Below are 17686 nucleotides of genomic sequence, written 5' to 3'. Positions count from 1 at the left end.
CTCCTATTATTTGCTTAAATTTTCTTCGATTAACTCCAAAGAACCTTCTAAAAGCACTAAATTATTAGTGTTTAAAATAGCGTAAGTGCTTAATTCTGAGCTAGTTACGACATTAGAAGCCTTTAAATTGCGTGACGACAAATATACATTTTTATTTGACTCTCCCAACACAAATAGAGATTTTTTATTTTCTAACCCTAAAGCTTTCAAAACGTTAATGAAATTTTTAGTGTTTGGAGCTTCAAATCCAAAGTCTTCAAGAACGATGATATTCGACTCTTTTGCTTTGATTGAGAAAGCTGATTTTCTTGCCAATCTTTTCAAGCCTTTATTCAATTTAAATGAATAACTTCTTGGTCTTGGTCCGAAAATTGTTCCACCACCTTTAAACAATGGATTTTTGATACTTCCCGCACGAGCTGTACCTGTTCCTTTTTGTTTTTTAATCTTACGTGTACTTCCTGTCACTTCAGCTCTTTCTTTTGCTTTGTGAGTTCCTTGTCTTTGATTAGCAAGATATTGCTTAACATCAAGGTATACAGCGTGATTATTTGGTTCAATTGCGAATACTGAATCAGAAAGTTGAACTTTTCTTCCAGTATCTTTTCCGTTGAAATCTAATACTTTTACTTCCATTACTTCTGAATGATTACATAAGAGTTTTTATGTCCAGGAACACATCCTTTAATAACAAGCAGATTCTTTTCAGCAACTACTTTTAAAACTCTAAGGTTTTGAACTTTTACATTGTCTCCTCCCATTCTTCCAGCCATACGCATTCCTTTGAATACTCTGGATGGATAAGAAGAAGCTCCCACAGAACCTGGCGCTCTTAAACGGTTGTGTTGACCGTGAGTTGCTTGTCCAACACCACCAAATCCGTGACGTTTAACAACCCCCTGAAAACCTTTACCTTTAGATACACCCTGTACATCTACAAATTCTCCTTCAGCAAAAATAGAAACATCAATAAGATCTCCTAATTTTTGTTCAGTTGCAAAATCTTGAAATTCAACGACTTTTTTCTTAGCAACAGTTCCAGCTTTTTTAAAGTGACCTAAAGCCGCTTTAGTGGAATGTTTCTCGTTTTTGTCATCGAAACCAAGTTGCAACGCTTCGTACCCGTCAACACCTTTGGTTCTGACTTGGGTAACAACACACGGCCCAGCCTCGATTACTGTACAAGGAATGTTTTTCCCGTTTTCGTCGAAAATACTAGTCATGCCGATTTTTTTACCAATTAACCCAGACATAAATATTAATTATTAATTACTAAAATTCCCTTCAATTTGAAAATAACAGAAATTTCCAAACAGGGAGTGCAAAAGTATACATTAAAATCGAATATACCAAACAGTTACAAAAATTAAATCGCTCATAATCAAAATCCAACGATCAAACCTGCTGGCACTAATATTTTATTTATCAGAAAAATTAAATTTTACTTTTTAACTTATAGTGTCATTACCCTTAACAATTACTTAATCAATCAAAGAAAAAACATCGGGAACACTCTAAACAAAAGACATTTCAGTCAAAACACAATAATCACATAAAAAACAAACCACTTTAAAATTCCTAAGCAAAACTTAAAGCAACAAAAAAAAGCAAGACATGAATGTGTCTCGCTTTTATGCATAAATATAATTAAAAAAATTATACTTTTATTTCTACTTCAACTCCACTTGGCAATTCAAGTTTCATTAAAGCATCAATAGTTTTAGATGAAGATGAATAAATATCAATCAATCTCTTGTATGACATTACTTCAAATTGCTCTCTCGCTTTTTTGTTAACGTGCGGAGAACGTAGTACAGTGAAAAGTTTTTTGTGAGTTGGCAACGGAATTGGACCTGTTACAACTGCTCCAGTAGTTTTTACTGTCTTTACGATTTTTTCAGCAGACTTATCTACCAACATGTGATCGTAAGATTTTAGTTTTATTCTGATTTTTTGACTCATTTTCTTAAGAATTACGCGTTACCTTTTGCTTTTTTAATTACAGCTTCTGAAATATTAGAAGGTGTTTCTGCATAATGTGAAAACTCCATTGTTGAAGTAGCTCTACCAGAAGATAATGTTCTTAATGTTGTTACATATCCAAACATTTCTGATAAAGGCACATCAGCTTTAATAGTTTTAGCACCATTTCTGTCACCCATGTCATTAACCTGACCTCTACGACGGTTAATATCACCTACGATATCTCCCATGTTTTCTTCTGGCGTAATAACTTCCATTTTCATGATTGGCTCAAGAATAATTGCTCCAGCAGCCTTAGCTACTTCTCTATAACCCATTCTAGCAGCTAACTCAAAAGAAAGCGCATCAGAATCGACAGGGTGGAAAGATCCGTCTGTCAAAGTTACTTTCAAACTATCCACTTGATAACCAGCCAAAGGACCAGTTTTCATAGCTTCACGGAAACCTTTTTCTACAGATGGAATATATTCTTTAGGAACGTTACCACCTTTTACTGCATTAACAAATTGCAATCCTACAGGAACTTTACCATCAACTTCGTCAGCTGGCTCAAGCGTAAATACGATATCACCGAATTTACCACGACCCCCTGATTGTTTTTTGTAAGTCTCTCTATGCGTTGCAGTTCTTGTAAACGCTTCTTTATATTCAACTTGAGGTTCACCTTGGTTTACTTCAACTTTAAATTCACGTTTCATACGATCCACAAGGATATCTAAGTGAAGCTCACCCATACCTGAGATAATAGTTTGCCCTGAAGCCTCATCTGTTCTAACAGTAAATGTTGGATCTTCTTCAGCTAATTTAGCTAAAGCCATACCCATTTTATCAACGTCAGCTTTAGTTTTAGGCTCAATTGCAATACCAATTACCGGCGCAGGGAATTTCATAGACTCAAGAATGATTGGGTGTTTTTCATCACACAATGTATCTCCAGTTTTGATATCTTTAAATCCAACCGCAGCTCCAATATCTCCAGCTTCGATATACTCGATTGGATTTTGTTTGTTAGCGTGCATTTGGTAGATACGAGAAATTCTTTCTTTATTTCCTGAACGAGTGTTCAAAACATAAGAACCAGCATCTAAACGTCCAGAGTAAGCACGGAAGAAAGCTAAACGACCAACGAATGGATCAGTAGCAATTTTAAATGCTAAAGCTGCGAACGGCTCTTTTACATCTGGCTTACGTAAGATTTTAGTTTGATCTTCTTCTAATAATTCAGCATCATCAGGATGAATTCCTTCGATACCTTCCTTATCCATTGGAGAAGGCAAATATTTACAAACCGCATCTAACATGAATTGAACTCCTTTATTTTTGAAAGAAGAACCAGCAATCATCGGAATGATAGCCATATCCATAGTTGCAGCTCTTAAAGCTTTGTTGATTTCTTCCTCTGTAATAGAGCTTTCATCTTCCATGAATTTCTCCAAAAGGTTTTCATCATAATCAGCTACTGCTTCAATAAGAATAGATCTGTATTCTTTAACTTCAGCTAACATATCCTCAGGAATAGGCACAATATCAAAAGTCGCCCCTTGAGTAGCATCATGCCAGATGATAGCTTGATTTTTTACTAAATCTACAACACCTTTAAAATCATTCTCCTCACCAATTGGCAAAGTGATTGCAACGGCGTTTGATTTTAACATATCACGAACTTGTTGACAAACTGCCAAAAAGTTAGAACCTTGACGGTCCATTTTGTTTACGAATCCCATACGTGGAACTCTATATTGATCAGCTAGTCTCCAGTTAGTTTCTGACTGAGGCTCAACACCATCAACAGCACTAAACAAGAAAACCAAACCATCAAGCACACGTAAAGAACGATTTACCTCTACAGTAAAATCAACGTGACCCGGGGTATCAATAATATTAAAGTGATATGGTAATGATTCAGGTAAAATTTTACCTTGCTCAGTTGGAAAATTCCATTCACAAGTTGTAGCAGCCGAAGTAATTGTAATACCTCTTTCCTGCTCTTGAGCCATCCAGTCCATTGTTGCAGCACCATCATGCACTTCACCAATTTTATGTGACTTTCCAGTATAAAAAAGAATACGCTCAGTTGTTGTTGTTTTACCAGCATCAATATGAGCAGCAATTCCGATATTTCTTGTATATTTTAAATCTCTAGCCATTTCTTACGAATTAAAATCTAAAGTGAGAGAAAGCTTTATTAGCTTCTGCCATCTTGTGAGTATCCATTCTTTTCTTAACCGCAGCACCTTCTTCTTTAGCCGCAGCTAAACATTCTGATGCTAAACGTTGTGCCATAGATTTTTCATTTCTTCTTCTGGAATAAAGTATCAACCACTTCATTGCCATAGAAATCTTTCTGTCTGGTCTAATTTGCATTGGAATTTGAAATGTAGCTCCACCTACTCTACGACTACGCACTTCTACGTGAGGCATAACGTTTGTTAAAGCATCTTTCCAAATTTCTAATGAAGATTTTTCTGAATCTTGCTTTTTAGATTCAATGATGTCAATTGCATCATAAAATACTTTGAAAGCTGTAGATTTCTTACCATCCCACATTAAGTTGTTCACAAAACGCGTTACCAATTGATCATTAAACCTTGGATCTGGTAAAAGTGGTCTTTTCTTTGCCGCTCTTTTTCTCATGTCTTTTTCTTAAAAGTTTTTAAATTACTTTTTTGCTTCTTTTGGGCGTTTAGCACCGTACTTAGATCTTCTTTGCGTTCTTCCTGCAACTCCTGACGTGTCAAGCGCTCCACGAACGATATGATATCTAACACCTGGTAAATCTTTTACCCTTCCGCCTCTAACTAATACTATCGAGTGCTCTTGTAAATTGTGTCCTTCTCCAGGGATGTAAGCATTCACTTCATTACCATTTGTCAAACGTACACGCGCAACTTTACGCATTGCAGAGTTTGGTTTTTTTGGTGTAGTAGTGTAAACACGCGTACAAACCCCTCTTCTTTGAGGACAAGAATCTAAAGCAACCGATTTACTCTTCTTAGTTATCTGAGTTCTTCCTGTTCTTACTAATTGTTGAATTGTTGGCATAATTAATACTAAAAATTTATTATGTATATTAAATTCCCGCTTTTTACGGGGTTGCAAATGTATAAAATATTTTTCACTATACAAACGTTAATTCATTAATTTTCAATAACATTATTTAAACTTATGATTTTCCAAACAAACATCAGATATTTGCAATATATTAATAAATGCAATATTTAAAATTGAAACTATCTTTTTACATATTTATTTTTTTTGTTAGCCTGGTCTGTCGTGCACAAAATTTTGAATTAAAAATTATTGGCATTAATACAAAAGAAAACCAAACAATAGATTCCCTAAACTACACAACAAAACACCCCAACATAAAATCCCTGATTGAAGAAAGCAACAACATCATAAGAAAACTCCAAAAAAGAGGCTTTTTAGAAACCAAATTACTGGAAAACACCAAAGTAAACGACTCCTCTTATAGCTATAAACTTTCACTTGGAAACAGAATAAAGTATACCTATATATATATAGGTAGAAATAATCCTTTTTTTGATTCATCTGAAACAAAAAATGACACCATAATTATTCCATATGAAGAAACTGAAAACTATATAAATCAAAAGATTTCAGAAGCCGAAAAACAAGGATTTGCCTTAACAAAAATAAAACTCGAAAATATTCAGAGAAAGAATATGATAATTTATGCGGATTTAAATTTTAATTCTGAAAAAAAACGCAAAGTAAATTCCATTATCGTAAATTATACAAACAGCAATCATACAGATTATTTCCCTAAAGGACACCTAAAACAACTTAATAAAAAATACATTAATAAAACTTTTAACCAAGAGACAATTCAGGAACTTTATAGCGATATAAATAATTTTGAATTTGTAAATCAAACAAAGTATCCTGAAATATTATTCACAAGTGATTCAACAAAAATTTACACTTATCTGGAAAAGAGGAAAGCAAATACCTTTGACGGATACATAGGATTTTCTAATGACGAAAATAAAAAATTAAACCTAAATGGTTATCTTGATATAACCTTGCAAAATACACTTCATGCAGGAGAACGATTTTCCTTGTATTGGAAAAGTGATGGAAATCAACAAAAAAACTTTAATACAAAATTAGAAATCCCATATATATTTAAGTCTTCTCTTGGAATTAAGGCCCAACTTAACATCTTCAAACAAGACAGTACTTTTCAAAATACAAAAACAGCAATTGATTTAGGCTACTACATAAATTACAACACAAAACTATATCTTGGATATCAATCAACAGAATCAAGTGACATTCAAAACACAAACAATACGAGTATCAGTGATTTTAAAAATTCGTTCATAACATCGAATTTTGACTACACAAAAACCGATCCTGTTAATTTTTTGTTACCAAGAAAAGCCAATATTAACTTTATATTGGGGTTTGGAAAAAGAAACACAAACAATCAGCCCGAAACAGCTTCCTCAAGTAAACAATTTTACACAAACTTAAACTTCTCATACAATTTTGAATTAAACGAAAAGAATTTCATTAACATAAATTCACAAAATTATTTCCTAAAAAGCAAAAATTACATTGTTAATGAATTATTTCGTTTTGGAGGAATATATTCCATTAGAGGCTTTTTAGAAAATAGTCTGCAAGCAAATCTATTTTCATCAATTCTTACAGAGTACAGATACGTTGTGTCAAAAAATTTATATATAAATTCCATTCTTGATTATGGGATATATCAAGACTTAACAAAAACTACAAACAAGGATAAAATTGAGAAATTAACAGGAATTGGAGCTGGTGTTTCATTACAAACATCAAATGGAATTTTAAGGATTAACCTTACAAATAACCTGTCTAATGATCAAAATTTAAAATTATATAACAGTATCATAAACATATGTTATAATGTTAAATTTTAATGTTTACTGAAAAAAGATTTTTATTTATTAGGATAGTTAACAAATTATTAAGAGTTTTGCGATACTAATTCAAAATATTTAAAAATGAAACTAAAGTTCAATGGATTCCTAGTACTTTTGTTAGTACTAGTAGCGCAACTTACTTTTGCGCAAGAAAGAGCTGTTTCAGGTATAGTTACCGACAATGCAGGAATGCCTTTGCCTGGCGTGAGCGTATTACTGAAGGGAACAAAAACCGGAACGCAAACAGATTTTGATGGTAAATATACTATCAAAGCATCATCAAGCCAAGTTTTGGCATTCAGCTACATTGGAATGAAAACCCAGGAAGTGGTAGCAAGTTCATCTGTCGTTAATGTAAAATTAGCCGGAGATGCACAAGAACTTGAAGGGGTAGTAGTAACAGCTTTAGGCGTTAGTAGAGAAAAGAAATCTTTAGGTTATTCATCACAAAAACTAGAAGCTGCTGCAATCAACACTACACCGACAACAAATTTCCTGAATAATTTATCTGGAAAAGTTGCTGGTCTTGAAGTAAGAAGCAATTCAAATTTTGGTGGATCTACAAACATTGTTTTAAGAGGAACAAAAAGTATCACAGGAAATAACCAAGCTTTAATTGTTGTTGACGGTGTACCCTTAACCAATGCAAATTTAAATAATTCAGATACTCAAACTGGACGAGATGGGTTTGACTTTGGTAACTCTGCGTCAGATATTGATCCTAACAACGTAGAATCAGTAAACGTTCTTAAAGGTGCTGCCGCAACAGCTTTATATGGTAGTTCTGCAGCAAATGGAGCAATTATGATTACTACTAAGAAAGGAAAGAAAAATTCTGGATTAGGCGTTTCTTTTAGTTCAACTGCCTCAGTTGGAACGATAGACAAATCTACTTTCGTTCACTACCAAAAACAATATGGTGGTGGTGGTTATGATGGTCATGACAACTTCACATATACAGATGTTGATGGTGATGGTACTGATGACAGAGTTGTACCAACCGGATATGATATTTCTTATGGTAATGCTTTTGACGGCCTACCAGCTTACCAATGGAATGCTTTTGCTCCAGGAAATGCAAATTTTGGAAAGGCAACTCCATGGGTTGCTGCACAAAACGACCCTACCACTTTCTTTGAAAAAGCATTCAACACTGTAAACAACTTGAACTTAAATGGAGGAGATGCAACAAGTACTTTTAACTTAAGCATAACCAACAACTCAGACAAAGGTGTTTTACCAAACAGCAGTCTTAAAAGAAACATACTTAGTGGTAATTTCTCTAAAGATTTTAGCGACAAATTGACTGCAAGAGCTTTCTTTACATTTACCGATCAAAATACTGTCGGTAGAAACAGCTTAGGTTATGGAGATAACTTTATAGGAGGATTTAGACAATGGTGGCAAACTAACGTTGATATAAAAGAGTTAAGACAAGAATATTTCAGAAACCATCAAAATATTACCTGGAATATGAACGATCCACTATCAGGAAATCTTACTCCTGCGTATTGGAATAATCCATATTGGGACAGATACGAAAACTACGAAAGTGATGTTAGACGCAGAATCTTAACAGGTGTTAACTTAAGTTATGATGTTACAGATAATTTCAATTTATTAGGCAGAGTAACAATTGACAACTCTAATGACAGACAAGAACTTAGAAAAGCAATAGGAAGTCATGCTGAAGAATTTGGAATAAGTCAAATTAGCGAATCTTCAGGATATGCATTATACACCAGAGCATTTCTTCAACAAACCTACGATTTCATAGCTACTTATGATTTTAAATTAAGTCCTACTATTAGTGGTAAAGTATTAGGAGGAGCAACATTTATTAAATCACATATTGATTCATTTGACGGTTCCACTACAGGTGGTCTTGTTAAACCGGGACTTTATACATTAGCTAATTCAAATACATTTGTTGCACCCGTAGAAAGTGAAATAAATTCTGAAAAATCCGGGCTATATGCACAAGCATCATTTGATTACAACAAAACTGTATACCTGGAAGGATCATATCGTCGTGATGAATCAACAAGCTTATATGTCGATAACAACACCTATGATTATTACTCTATAGGATCAAGTTTTGTTTTTTCAGAAGTATTAAAAGCAGATTGGCTGTCTTTAGGAAAATTAAGACTTAATTATGCTGAGGTTGGAAATGATCCGGCTGCAGGTATGTTAGGCGCAAGAATCAATAATGGCTTACTAAATGGAAATCCATTATTTCAAAACAGTGCTACATTTGTAGATTTCAGAAACTTAAAACCTGAAAGACAAAAAAGCTGGGAAGCTGGTTTAGAAGGTTCAGTTCTGAATAACAGATTAACTTTAGATTTATCTGTTTACAAAACAAACACAATAAACCAAATCTTCAACGTACCTCAATCACCATCAACCGGTTACAGCTTTGCACAGATAAATGCTGGTGAACTTGAAAACAAAGGGATCGAAGTAGTCTTATCTGGATCTCCTATTAAAACTAAAGATTTCCAATGGCAAATTGGTGTAAACTGGTCAAAAAATAAAAACACAGTTGTTTCTTTAAACGAAGGAAGAACAAATCTTCAATTGGCTAGCTGGAACCAAAATGTTACTCTTAATGCGACTGTAGGTGAACAATATGGCGCCATCAGAGGACAAGGAATAGCACGTGACCCTAACGGAAATAAAATCGTAGATGCAGACGGAAATTATGAAACTGTAGATAACCAAATAATTGGTAACATTCAGGCAGATTGGATAGGTGGGGTATCAAACAGAATTACTTATAAAGATCTTTCTTTTAATTTCTTAATTGATGTTAAAAAAGGAGGAAGTGTTTTCTCACTTGATCAGGCATATGGACAAGACACAGGATTAGGTGTTCAAACTGCATACATCAACGACTTAGGCAATCCGGTTAGAAATACTTTAGCTAATGGAGGTGGATACATCAACCCGGGAGTTATGCTAGATACTAATGGCAACTATGTTACAAACACAACCCGTGTAGATGCATCTGACTCTAGTGAAGCAAGCGGAGTAGGTTTTGGAGTTTCCGGAAATCCAAACAGCAATTATGTATATGACGCTTCTTATGTTAAACTTAGGGAAGTAGGCTTTACCTATACTCTTCCTTCAAAATATCTTGAGCAAAGTTTTATCAAAGACATGTCATTCAGTTTAATTGGCAATAACGTTTGGATTATTCACAAAAATTTACCGGACGCTGATCCTGAAGCTGGAACCTCTGCTGGTAACATACAGGGATTCCAATCTGGAGTTATGCCTTCTGTTAAAATGTACTCTTTTAACGTAAAAGTAAAATTCTAAACAATGAAAAAAATAATATATTCAATAGCAATTTTGTCATTATTAATGACAAGTTGCGTAAGCGATGATGTCACTTTTAACGAGAATAAAGATGCCGCTTATGAAGTTCCCGCGGCTACTTTATTTGCAAATTCTCAGAAAGCGTTAACTGATCAACTGACTAGCCCTAGTGTAAATGAAGGTTCTATCTTTAGATATTTCCCACAATACTTAGCTGCAACACAGTATACCACTGAATCAAGATACAGAATAAGCTCCAGAGCAATTGCTGATCGTCACTGGAGAATTTTGTACGCTACTGTACTTGGTGGTTTAGAATCTGCAAAAGAAGTCATTGCCACTGAAGTTGCTCCTACCGGAGTTTCTGCTGCACAATTTCAAAGTGAGCAAAAAAACAAACTTGCTGTTATAGAAATATTTGAAGTTTATACCTATCAAATATTAGTTGACTCATTTGGAGATATACCATATACAGATGCATTACAACCAAAAACAATAGTTTTACCTAAATATGATGATGACGCTTCAATTTATCCAAAATTAATTACACGTTTGGATGCAGCTATAGCAAATCTGGATACCAGCAATGGATCTTTTAGTTCGGGTGATATTGTTTATAGTGGTGATGTTGCAAAATGGAAACTTTTTGCAAATTCATTAAAAATAAAATTAGGGGTTAATCTTATTAATACGAATATTACACTAGCAAAAAGCACAATAGAAAGTGCTTATAACGCTGGAGTAATAACGACTAACGATAATAACGCATCATTTAATTATGCGGTATCTGCTCCAAATTACAATCCTATTTATGAAAATTTAGTAGCATCTAACAGAAATGATTTTGTTCCTGCAGCAACAATAGTTAATGCAATGAATACCCTGAATGATCCAAGAAGAGCTAGATATTTTACTCCTTTAGCTAACGGAAGCTATCTAGGAGGAAAATATGGTTATACAAATATCTATACCAATTTCTCTCATGTAAATCCTATCCTGACTGCTCCTGATTTCCCTTCTCTATTAATGGAAGCAAGTGAAGTGAATTTTTATTTAGCAGAAGCTGCTTCAAAGGGATTTTCAGTTGGAAATACTACTGCATATTATTATAATCAAGCAATTACTGCCTCTTTTGAAAATTGGGGCATTGCAGATCAGGCAGCAGCTTATTTGTTAAATCCAAGTGTAAATTTCGCAACTGCACCAGGATCTACTCCTGAAGAAAAAATTGCCAACCAAGAATGGATTGCATTCTACAATAGAGGTTTTGAAGCATGGACAGCATATCGCAGATTAAATTTCCCTGTTTTGGTTGCTCCAGCGAATGCCTATTCTGAAGCTGAAGGTCAGGTTCCAAAAAGGTTAACTTATCCAATTAACGAACAAACAGTTAACGGTAATAATTGGACAACAGCATCTGCAGCTATTGGCGGTGACAAATTGAAAACTCATGTTTTCTGGGATCCTAATTTGTAATTTATTCCCTAATACACGTATTAAACCACTCTGTTCATTCAGGGTGGTTTTTTTTTATATAAACATTATACCTATATTTGCACCATGGAAAAAGAACATCAGATATTTGGAATCAGAGCCATTATAGAGGCAATTCAGGCAGGAAAAGAAGTAGACAAAGTATTTATACAAAAAGAAATTTCCGGAGAATTAATGAAGGATTTAATGAAGGTGATGAAACGCGCTAACATAAATTTCTCGTATGTTCCCGTAGAAAAGTTAAATCGTCTGACTCCAAATAATCATCAGGGTGCCGTAGCAACCATTTCTCCAATTGGTTTTATTGATTTAGAACATTTAGTTGAATCAACTATCGAATCCGGAGCAAAGCCATTATTCTTAATATTAGATCAAATTTCTGATGCCAGAAATTTTGGCGCCATTATCAGAACTGCTGAATGTACAGGCGTAAACGGAATTATTGTTCAAAAATCCGGTTCTGCTCCTGTAAACGGAGACACTGTTAAAACATCTGCCGGCGCTGTTTTTAACGTTCCTATTTGTAAAGTTGAACATATTAAAGATGCCATATTTTATCTTCAGGGTTCAGGAATCAAAACTGTTGCAGCAACCGAAAAAACAGAACAAAATATTTATGATCTCTCATTAAACGAACCGGTAGCAATTATAATGGGTTCTGAAGATCGTGGAATAAACCCTTCGGTTCTTAAAATCGTAGACGAAAAAGCAAAACTTCCAATGTTTGGAACAATTGGATCTTTAAATGTTTCAGTTGCCTGTGGCGCTTTTTTATATGAAGCAGTTCGTCAGAGAACTTAATACGTATAAATTGATAATGAATAATTTGTCATTTAAAATTTATCTTCAAAGCATTTAATAAAAATACATTTACTGGTTTTCATGACAATACTAAACAGTTTTTGTCATGAAATAAACAGTATATAATCTCCCATTTCCAAATTGGAATTCATAAAATGTTATTTCCAGACAAAAAATAAACTATAGCATTTCATCGTTTTTGTCTGTTTTACGAATAGTATAATTAACCTGAACATCAGAATTAAAATAAGTTGAAAGATTTTCTATTTCTTCTTCTACTTCCGTATTAACAAAATTACCTGCTTCATCGAAGTGCTTCATAAAAGCATCATCTTGCGGATTGAAATCGGGCTTTTGCCAATCATAAACAATTGGTTTAGCATAATCAGGAGTTTTATAAAAAAGAGTTAGTACAAAACCGGTAATAAAACCAGCTAAGTGTCCTTCCCACGAAATTGTACTATCAACTTCCGGAAAAACATACCAAATCATTCCGCCATAAAGTAAAACAACAGAAAATGAAAGTGCTACTAATCGATAATAACCCGTTTGTATTCCTTTAAAAAAGATAAAACTTACTAAAACATAAATCAATCCACTGGCACCGATATGATAATTTTCACGACCGATAACCCAGGTAATTAAACCCGAAAATATAATTCCATAACCTATAACTGCAATAGATTGTTTTGGGTAAAAAAATTGCAAAGCAGCTAATAATACTAAAAGCGGAATAGAGTTATTATACAAATGACCCAGATTTTCATGGATAAAAGGGCTAAAAACAACTCCTTGCAGACCTGAAAAATCACGTGGATATATTCCGTTTTGATAAAAATCAAAATCAAAACGAATTTGAAACCAATACACTATCCAAAGAAAAAGGACAAAAAATACCGGAAGTCCAATAACAGCATTTGAGAATTTAAAATGATCGTCGTCCATAAGTTATAAAAATCGGTTCGACAGATAATCATCAAAAAACTATCCAAATATAATTTACTGATAATTTGTCAGCTAACAAAAAACATTCTTGGATACGAATTTAGCCCTGATGGTAGCGGCATCCTTTTTCCGGCTTTTTTAGCCGGAAAAAGATACAGCGGACAGCAGGAAATAGCTTCTGAAAATTATAAAATTAAAATTGAAAATGGTAATTTTACAAAATGGAAGCACCTTTAGCAGAGCGTATTCGCCCTCAAAAATTAGAAGACTATATTAGTCAAAGTCATTTGGTTGGACCAAATGGCTCTTTGACGCAGCAAATTTCGAAAGGAATTATTCCATCATTAATATTTTGGGGACCTCCTGGAACAGGAAAAACAACCCTGGCACAAATTATTGCTCAGGAATCAAAACGTCCTTTTTATATTCTGAGTGCGATAAATTCAGGTGTAAAAGATATTCGTGACGTAATTGAAAAGGCTAAACAAAGTGGTGGTTTATTTACTGCTAAAAATCCGATTTTGTTTATTGATGAAATTCACCGATTTAGTAAATCACAACAAGATTCTCTTTTGGCAGCAGTCGAAAAAGGTTGGATTACCCTTATTGGTGCTACGACCGAAAATCCAAGTTTTGAAGTTATCCCTGCATTATTATCACGTTGTCAGGTTTATATTTTGAATGCTTTCAGTAAAAATGATTTGGAAAATTTATTACGCCGTGCCATAAAAACTGATAGTGAATTAGCTTCAAAAAAAATAGTCCTAAAAGAAACCGAGGCACTATTAAGACTTTCTGGCGGAGATGGCAGGAAACTATTGAACATATTTGAACTTGTTGTAAATGCTTCTTCAAGCGATCAAATTATTATTACCAATGATCGTGTTTTTGAGTTGGTTCAGCAAAATACTGTTTTGTATGACAAAACCGGAGAACAGCATTACGATATTGTTTCAGCTTTTATCAAATCAATTAGAGGCAGTGATCCTAATGGAGCCGTATACTGGCTGGCCAGGATGATTGAAGGTGGTGAAGATGTAAAATTCATTGCACGCAGAATGCTGATCTTATCAAGTGAAGATATTGGAAATGCAAATCCTACTGCTTTTATTATGGCAAATAATACGTTTCAGGCTGTATCTGCTATTGGTTACCCGGAAAGCAGAATCATACTAAGTCAATGTGCTATTTATCTGGCCACTTCTCCTAAAAGCAATGCTTCGTATATGGCTATTGGAAATGCCCAACAATTAGTAAAACAAATGGGTGATTTACCAGTTCCTATTCATTTACGAAATGCACCAACCAAACTTATGAAAGAATTAGGTTATGGCGACGAATATAAGTATTCTCATGATTATGCCAATAATTTTGCTGAACAGGAATTTTTACCCGAAGCGATAAAAGAAACGGTTCTTTATAATCCGGGGAACAATTCTCGAGAGAACAGCAACCGCGAATTTTTAAAGAACCGTTGGAAAGATAAATATGGTTATTGAAACCAAATTCTATATTTAGAATTTAACTGATACTTTTTCAGATACCAATTTATCATTTTGATAATATTCAAAAAACCACTGATTGTCTTTTGCATTTAAAGATCCCTGAATACCATCTTTTATTGCAATGAAAGAATCCGGTCGAGAAGTTTTAAGCAATTTCATAACCACTTTTGGGGTTTTATCAATTAATTGATATCCGTTTTCTGTTGGTTGCGCATACAGTAAATTTGGATCAGAAATATCAACTACAGGAGTAGAAACTACAGTTGTTGTTACAGGAGTTGTTGTTACAACTGCTGTTGAAATTTTTGACGAAGTAACATTTGTTTTACCATTGTATTTATAATGCAGCTTATTTACGGATAAAAATGCCAAATCTATACATTCTCTGTATGCAGCTTCATATTCTTTCTCTTTACTTTTTCCTACTTCTGAAGTATAAACCACCTTACCGAAGCAGTCTTTAAATTCAACAAAAAGCTTTGTAATTAAAAAACCATTATCCTTTTTTACATCAGCATATAAAAGCTCACATCTATCAAGATATTCAGCCGGAAGTTGTTCATTTTCATAAAAAGCCTGAAAACCTGCTTTTATCAAATTTGATTTCGTCATTGTTGATAATCTATACGGATTTATACCTTTTGCAAAATCAAATTTTATAGGCACAATAACGGCTTTATAATCGTTAACCGACTGTGAAAAACCCAGAGCAGAAATAAAAAGTGTTATCAAAAAAAGTTTAATTTTCATAATTATAAATATTTTTTAAGTTCTAATAAATGATTTATTTGTTTAATATTTTCAGGAGTTTCAATTTTTTTATCATTAAAAAAAATAGCATCCAAGCCAGCATTTAATGCTCCGTTAACATCCGCATCCAAACAATCGCCAATCATTAGGCAATTCTCTTTTGATGCCTGAGCCAAACGGACAGCATAATCAAAGATAATACTATTTGGTTTTTTTACACCTGCCAATTCTGAATTTGTGATAGTACTAAAATATCCTGAAAGTGCTGCATTATTTATTTTTTTGTCCTGTACATTCGCAAAGCCATTCGTAATGATGTGCAATTTATATTTTGGTTTTAGATATTCCAAAACTTCAATTGCCCCGTCAAAAAGATGATTATTATCTGTTAGAAATTCAATATAATCATTTGCAATCTGATTAATATCCTCATCTGAAATAACTATATTCAAAGCATCAAAAGAAAACTTTAGTCTATTATAACGTAATTCCAGATGCGTAATTTTATCGTTTTGATATAATTTCCAGCAGGCCTGGTTTATAGGAATGTATTTTTCAATAAAATCATTACAATTAATTTCAGGAAATTTATCCTTAAAAATTCGATTAAATGCCAATTCAGAATTTTTATCAAAATCCCAAAGTGTATGATCTAAATCGAAAAAAACATCTGTAATATTGGTACTCATAATCTAAAAAATTCCTTTATCTACAAAACTATAATATTTTGTTTCAGTAATAATCAAATGATCTAAAACTTTAACATCTAAGCTTTCTCCTGCCAGTTTCAATTTCTTTGTAATCTGTTTATCAGCCTCACTTGGCGCCAGATTTCCTGAAGGGTGGTTATGACACAAAATCAAGCTTGTAGCCCCGCTTTCAAGTGCTAATTTAAAAACCAAACGTACATCAACAATGGTGCCTGTGATTCCGCCCTTACTCAGTTGTGCTTTAGAAATCACTTTATTAGAATTATTCAGAAAAAGCACCCAAAATTCTTCGTGCGCAAGTTCGCCAATAATAGGCTGCATGATTTCGAAAACTAATTTACTTGAAGTAATTTTTACCAATTCAACAGCATCTTCGGCTCTTCGGCGACGTCCTAATTCCAGAGCTGCAATAATTGCAATAGCTTTCGCCTCCCCTATTCCTTTAAAATTCATCAATTGCGAAATCGACATTTTTCCTAAGGAATTCAGACTATCTGCACCTGCCAAAATACGTTTACTTAAATCAACAGCAGATTCGTTTCTGCTTCCGGAACTAATTAAAATTGCAATTAACTCAGCATCACTCAAAGCACTTTTGCCTTTGAGCATCAATTTCTCACGAGGCCTATCATCATCAGACCAGTTTCTGATAGGAAAATGCATTTGTTCCATTGTCGTAAAATTTTAAATAATAGATTTACTCATACAAACACTATTTAACAAACCTACATAAGGCTCATAATTTTCTATTATTTTAAAACCTGTTTTTTGATACAAATTAATAGCTTCAGTTTGTTTGTATAAAGTTTCTAAAATCAAAACTTCGAAACCTTGATTTTTTGCTTCTGCTTCTAATTCTTTAATAACTAACTGGGCCAAACCTAAACCTCTTGCTTCGGGTAAAACAAACATACGTTTCAGTTCAACGGATTTTTCATTATATTTTTTGAAACAACCGCAGGCAACGGGCTTTTCATCTAAATAAACAATCAAAACATTTGCGTTAAACTCAATTAAATTATTACCCCAGTAATCCTTTTTTAACTCCGGGTAACGATCCCATAAATAAGCATCGAAGGTTCCTATTAAAAATATAAAATCAGGGTTTTCACTAGTTGTTTTTACAACTTTAATCTTTTCATTCATATAAAATATCTTATTTTGCTAAACTACATAAAAAAGAAGAAATTTCAGTCAAATTAAATTTAAAATCCTGTCTTAAATATGTTTAATTTTAAACAAA

The 17686-nt window shown here is 33.5% G+C and carries 16 protein-coding genes; 5 read left to right on the top strand and 11 right to left on the bottom strand.

All coding sequences use genetic code 11. The features are described from left to right. Positions 1 to 6: 6 nt before the first annotated feature. From rplD to rpsL, 6 genes are all read right to left on the bottom strand, one after another. Positions 7 to 636 carry a 50S ribosomal protein L4 gene (rplD, locus tag PMI10_RS01260; protein ID WP_007803620.1) on the bottom strand — a complete coding sequence of 210 codons (630 nt, stop codon included), beginning with the start codon at positions 634 to 636 and terminating at the stop codon, positions 7 to 9. Beyond that, positions 636 to 1253, bottom strand: coding sequence for a 50S ribosomal protein L3 (rplC, locus tag PMI10_RS01255; RefSeq protein WP_007803612.1), 618 nt, complete (start codon positions 1251 to 1253; stop codon positions 636 to 638). The genes rplD and rplC overlap by 1 nt, the downstream gene beginning before the upstream one ends. A 403-nt stretch (positions 1254 to 1656) precedes the next feature. Then, a complete protein-coding gene (rpsJ, locus tag PMI10_RS01250) occupies positions 1657 to 1962 on the bottom strand; it encodes a 30S ribosomal protein S10 (RefSeq protein ID WP_007803605.1) in 306 nt (101 codons plus the stop codon). A gap of 11 nt (positions 1963 to 1973) precedes the next feature. After that, positions 1974 to 4130, bottom strand: coding sequence for an elongation factor G (gene fusA, locus PMI10_RS01245; protein WP_007803601.1), 2157 nt, complete (start codon positions 4128 to 4130; stop codon positions 1974 to 1976). Positions 4131 to 4140: 10 nt separating this feature from the next. After that, the gene (rpsG, locus tag PMI10_RS01240; protein ID WP_007803600.1) at positions 4141 to 4617 is read right to left on the bottom strand and encodes a 30S ribosomal protein S7; all 477 of its coding nucleotides are present in this window, start codon (positions 4615 to 4617) and stop codon (positions 4141 to 4143) included. A gap of 24 nt (positions 4618 to 4641) precedes the next feature. Then, complete coding sequence (rpsL, locus tag PMI10_RS01235; RefSeq protein WP_007136570.1) at positions 4642 to 5025, bottom strand: 30S ribosomal protein S12; 384 nt, start codon at positions 5023 to 5025, stop codon at positions 4642 to 4644. Between the two features lie 182 nt (positions 5026 to 5207). Here rpsL and PMI10_RS01230 point away from each other — a divergent pair, with 182 nt between their 5' ends. The 4 genes from PMI10_RS01230 (at position 5208) to rlmB (ending at position 12533) form a co-directional block, all read left to right on the top strand. Beyond that, complete coding sequence (locus PMI10_RS01230) at positions 5208 to 6908, top strand: hypothetical protein (protein ID WP_238539437.1); 1701 nt, start codon at positions 5208 to 5210, stop codon at positions 6906 to 6908. An 84-nt stretch (positions 6909 to 6992) separates the two neighbouring features. After that, positions 6993 to 10238, top strand: a complete 3246-nt coding sequence (locus tag PMI10_RS01225; RefSeq protein ID WP_007803598.1) for a SusC/RagA family TonB-linked outer membrane protein — start codon at positions 6993 to 6995, stop codon at positions 10236 to 10238. A gap of 3 nt (positions 10239 to 10241) precedes the next feature. After that, positions 10242 to 11714, top strand: a complete 1473-nt coding sequence (locus tag PMI10_RS01220) for a SusD/RagB family nutrient-binding outer membrane lipoprotein (protein WP_007803597.1) — start codon at positions 10242 to 10244, stop codon at positions 11712 to 11714. A gap of 84 nt (positions 11715 to 11798) precedes the next feature. Beyond that, the gene (gene rlmB / locus PMI10_RS01215) at positions 11799 to 12533 is read left to right on the top strand and encodes a 23S rRNA (guanosine(2251)-2'-O)-methyltransferase RlmB (RefSeq protein WP_007803593.1); all 735 of its coding nucleotides are present in this window, start codon (positions 11799 to 11801) and stop codon (positions 12531 to 12533) included. Between the two features lie 180 nt (positions 12534 to 12713). On the opposite strand, the gene PMI10_RS01210 is transcribed toward rlmB, so the two are convergent. Then, positions 12714 to 13478, bottom strand: coding sequence for a rhomboid family intramembrane serine protease (locus tag PMI10_RS01210; protein WP_007803592.1), 765 nt, complete (start codon positions 13476 to 13478; stop codon positions 12714 to 12716). A 221-nt stretch (positions 13479 to 13699) separates the two neighbouring features. Here PMI10_RS01210 and PMI10_RS01205 point away from each other — a divergent pair, with 221 nt between their 5' ends. Further along, a complete protein-coding gene (locus PMI10_RS01205; protein ID WP_007803590.1) occupies positions 13700 to 14977 on the top strand; it encodes a replication-associated recombination protein A in 1278 nt (425 codons plus the stop codon). Between the two features lie 15 nt (positions 14978 to 14992). On the opposite strand, the gene PMI10_RS01200 is transcribed toward PMI10_RS01205, so the two are convergent. Genes PMI10_RS01200 through PMI10_RS01185 form a run of 4 tightly spaced genes read right to left on the bottom strand, consistent with a single transcriptional unit; the run spans position 14993 to position 17589 of the window. Next, positions 14993 to 15733, bottom strand: coding sequence for a hypothetical protein (locus tag PMI10_RS01200; protein WP_007803586.1), 741 nt, complete (start codon positions 15731 to 15733; stop codon positions 14993 to 14995). 2 nt (positions 15734 to 15735) lie between these two features. Beyond that, on the bottom strand, positions 15736 to 16422 hold the full coding sequence (locus PMI10_RS01195; protein WP_007803585.1) for a YjjG family noncanonical pyrimidine nucleotidase: 687 nt from the start codon (positions 16420 to 16422) through the stop codon (positions 15736 to 15738). A 3-nt stretch (positions 16423 to 16425) separates the two neighbouring features. Beyond that, a complete protein-coding gene (gene radC, locus PMI10_RS01190) occupies positions 16426 to 17115 on the bottom strand; it encodes a RadC family protein (RefSeq protein WP_007803584.1) in 690 nt (229 codons plus the stop codon). Positions 17116 to 17127: 12 nt separating this feature from the next. Further along, entirely contained in the window at positions 17128 to 17589 is a 462-nt protein-coding gene (locus PMI10_RS01185) for a GNAT family N-acetyltransferase (RefSeq protein ID WP_007803578.1), read from the bottom strand. Positions 17590 to 17686: the final 97 nt, after the last annotated feature.

It is taken from the genome of Flavobacterium sp. CF136 (genome assembly GCF_000282055.1).
In the GTDB taxonomy this organism is placed as follows: domain Bacteria; phylum Bacteroidota; class Bacteroidia; order Flavobacteriales; family Flavobacteriaceae; genus Flavobacterium.
Note: the sequence above shows the minus strand (reverse complement) of the source record. Positions and strands in the feature narration are given on the sequence as shown.

What these genes read in the sequence shown, in the direction of transcription:
- rplD (WP_007803620.1), bottom strand. Translation starts at nt 636, where the DNA reads ATGGAAGTAAAAGTATTAGATTTCAACGGAAAAGATACTGGAAGAAAA.
- rplC (WP_007803612.1), bottom strand. Translation starts at nt 1,253, where the DNA reads ATGTCTGGGTTAATTGGTAAAAAAATCGGCATGACTAGTATTTTCGAC.
- rpsJ (WP_007803605.1), bottom strand. Translation starts at nt 1,962, where the DNA reads ATGAGTCAAAAAATCAGAATAAAACTAAAATCTTACGATCACATGTTG.
- fusA (WP_007803601.1), bottom strand. Translation starts at nt 4,130, where the DNA reads ATGGCTAGAGATTTAAAATATACAAGAAATATCGGAATTGCTGCTCAT.
- rpsG (WP_007803600.1), bottom strand. Translation starts at nt 4,617, where the DNA reads ATGAGAAAAAGAGCGGCAAAGAAAAGACCACTTTTACCAGATCCAAGG.
- rpsL (WP_007136570.1), bottom strand. Translation starts at nt 5,025, where the DNA reads ATGCCAACAATTCAACAATTAGTAAGAACAGGAAGAACTCAGATAACT.
- PMI10_RS01225 (WP_007803598.1), top strand. Translation starts at nt 6,993, where the DNA reads ATGAAACTAAAGTTCAATGGATTCCTAGTACTTTTGTTAGTACTAGTA.
- PMI10_RS01220 (WP_007803597.1), top strand. Translation starts at nt 10,242, where the DNA reads ATGAAAAAAATAATATATTCAATAGCAATTTTGTCATTATTAATGACA.
- rlmB (WP_007803593.1), top strand. Translation starts at nt 11,799, where the DNA reads ATGGAAAAAGAACATCAGATATTTGGAATCAGAGCCATTATAGAGGCA.
- PMI10_RS01210 (WP_007803592.1), bottom strand. Translation starts at nt 13,478, where the DNA reads ATGGACGACGATCATTTTAAATTCTCAAATGCTGTTATTGGACTTCCG.
- PMI10_RS01205 (WP_007803590.1), top strand. Translation starts at nt 13,700, where the DNA reads ATGGAAGCACCTTTAGCAGAGCGTATTCGCCCTCAAAAATTAGAAGAC.
- PMI10_RS01200 (WP_007803586.1), bottom strand. Translation starts at nt 15,733, where the DNA reads ATGAAAATTAAACTTTTTTTGATAACACTTTTTATTTCTGCTCTGGGT.
- PMI10_RS01195 (WP_007803585.1), bottom strand. Translation starts at nt 16,422, where the DNA reads ATGAGTACCAATATTACAGATGTTTTTTTCGATTTAGATCATACACTT.
- radC (WP_007803584.1), bottom strand. Translation starts at nt 17,115, where the DNA reads ATGGAACAAATGCATTTTCCTATCAGAAACTGGTCTGATGATGATAGG.
- PMI10_RS01185 (WP_007803578.1), bottom strand. Translation starts at nt 17,589, where the DNA reads ATGAATGAAAAGATTAAAGTTGTAAAAACAACTAGTGAAAACCCTGAT.